The organism is Yersinia sp. 2542 StPb PI (genome assembly GCF_048593855.1).
Taxonomy (GTDB): domain Bacteria; phylum Pseudomonadota; class Gammaproteobacteria; order Enterobacterales; family Enterobacteriaceae; genus Yersinia; species Yersinia enterocolitica_E.
In genome coordinates this window covers 1-1,994 of the sequence record NZ_JAZGQA010000354.1, presented here as the reverse complement: position 1 = coordinate 1,994, position 1,994 = coordinate 1, and the positions used below count along the sequence as shown (strand labels likewise).

The window sequence follows — 1,994 nt, the reverse complement described above, 5'->3', positions numbered from 1 at the left end:
GTANTTCAGTTGGTTAGAATACCTGCCTGTCACGCAGGGGGTCGCGGGTTCGAGCCCCGTCCGTTCCGCCACTTATTGCAAAACCCTGGATCTCTGATTCAGGGTTTTTTGCATTATAATTTTTATATATTGTTGATCTGCTAGATATATCTCTGTGACAAAACCCAACCACAACTCTCTTATTGTCAGTTTGCGACTCCACCATTTGGCTCTCTGTGCTATTTATAATTTTAATTCAATGGGTTATTTACCATACTTTTAACCGAATAGAATGGTGTGGTTAAGAGCAGCCTGGATACACTATAGGAATAAGGAAATATCGATTCTTGATGGGGTAAGCCCTCAGACAGAGGGCTTAATGTTATGCGGGTTCTTTACGGCAAATTAATAATGTATGCCCAATACCAAGACCATCAATATCTTTCTCAACGTAGAATCCAGCAGTAGATAAGCACTGGTAAAAAGTATCTGAATGATAAAAACGGCTATTACCGTTAGCCATACATGTAAAATAAAGAGATGAGGCATTCAAACTGAATGCGCCAGCTTCAAATTGTTGCCTATCCCAAAATATCTCCATGATGCATACGTAACTATCGGGCTTCATTGCATGATGAATAAGCTTAAGAATATGGACGATTCGTTCTTCACTAAAGCAGTCTAGAAACTGACTCATCCACCAAACGTCTGCTTCTGCTGGCAATCGATCGGCTAATAACAGATCCACAGGATATGTACTGATACGGTCGCTATAGCCTTTGCTTTTGACGTTCTCGTTGGCTAAGACTAACTGTTGTGGCAAATCCAGCAATGTTATTTTCACATCAGGGTCATAGGCCGCACACTGTAAAGCCCACTTACCAGTATTGGCACCAATGTCATATATATGTTTTGGTTCAAGATCAAAAATAGCTTTTAGCGCAAGCTGAAAGGCATTATCGGAATAAAAATGATCAAAGGCGAACCAACTTTCACGTGCGGCAGTCGGCAACTCGCTCAGTGCAGGGTAAATAGTAGGCCATTCACCAAATACGGATAATCCGGCTGGCTTTCCTGTCTCTAGTGCTTCTTTTAGATTGAATAAACCCTGATAACAAACGTCCTGAGTGAAGTCCATATTTACGCGGGTCATTTGATCATGCAATAAGTAGTGACCGACCTTGCCCAGATAAAATCGGTTTTCCTGCTGGTAGAGGATATTACCGCTAAGCCCCATGTCTAGCAGGATGCTGATTGCATATCGGCTTAGTGTGCAATGAGTCTGAAGCTCATCGAGTGTAATACCACCTTTACCTGATTCATCTAATGCAGCTAAAATTCCTGACTCTCTCAGGTTAAGCGCAGCTTGAAATAGCATAGGGGCAAAAGCTATTTTCTGAGCTTCAGTGATTGCCGCCAAAGCACTAATTTGGTCTTTATCATATCCGTAGCGCAAGCTTACGTCCTCGTAATTCAGGTAATAGCTCACCATTTAGCATTATTCAGCTTTAATGGTGAGCATAAAGTTAAGGTAACTATTTGTTATGTAATGTTTTTATATTGACAGACGATTTAGTTGAATCTGGATATCTTTATTCAAGTTAGCGATCCAGCGATTATATTTTGAGTGTATTTTTCCATTTTTGGCATCCATGTTAGTACTGCCAATATATTTGATTTGGTAATTATTAGCATTGTAATTAATTTGGATTTCAACAGTGTGATCGCGATTTATTAACTTCCCGTTAATCACGCCTTCAGCGCCAGGTATCATTACCCAACCACGGTTTATCCCACCAGCCAGAATCGCTTTTTGTACTTCTGAAGTCGTGTGACTACCAATTATTGTTTGGTTAACGTTTTGGATAGGCGTCGTACCTGCACATCCAGCAATAAATGTGATAGATACCAACCCGACCAAGAGTGCTTTTAATAGTTTCATGATGATCCAATTAATTAATGATTTTCATGTTAACCCATGATAGGAGTAACGGAATAATGCTAAATAGCAGAGA

At 40.2% G+C, this 1,994-nt stretch carries 2 protein-coding genes; both read right to left on the bottom strand.

Annotation, left to right across the window (positions count from 1 at the left end; translation table 11 throughout):
* Positions 1 to 361: 361 nt before the first annotated feature.
* Complete coding sequence (locus tag V1952_RS21535) at positions 362 to 1,471, bottom strand: methyltransferase (RefSeq protein ID WP_372559750.1); 1,110 nt, start codon at positions 1,469 to 1,471, stop codon at positions 362 to 364.
* A 63-nt stretch (positions 1,472 to 1,534) separates the two neighbouring features.
* On the bottom strand, positions 1,535 to 1,921 hold the full coding sequence (locus V1952_RS21530; RefSeq protein WP_372559749.1) for a hypothetical protein: 387 nt from the start codon (positions 1,919 to 1,921) through the stop codon (positions 1,535 to 1,537).
* Positions 1,922 to 1,994 lie beyond the last annotated feature (73 nt).

What these genes read in the sequence shown, in the direction of transcription:
- V1952_RS21535 (WP_372559750.1), bottom strand. Translation starts at nt 1,471, where the DNA reads ATGGTGAGCTATTACCTGAATTACGAGGACGTAAGCTTGCGCTACGGA.
- V1952_RS21530 (WP_372559749.1), bottom strand. Translation starts at nt 1,921, where the DNA reads ATGAAACTATTAAAAGCACTCTTGGTCGGGTTGGTATCTATCACATTT.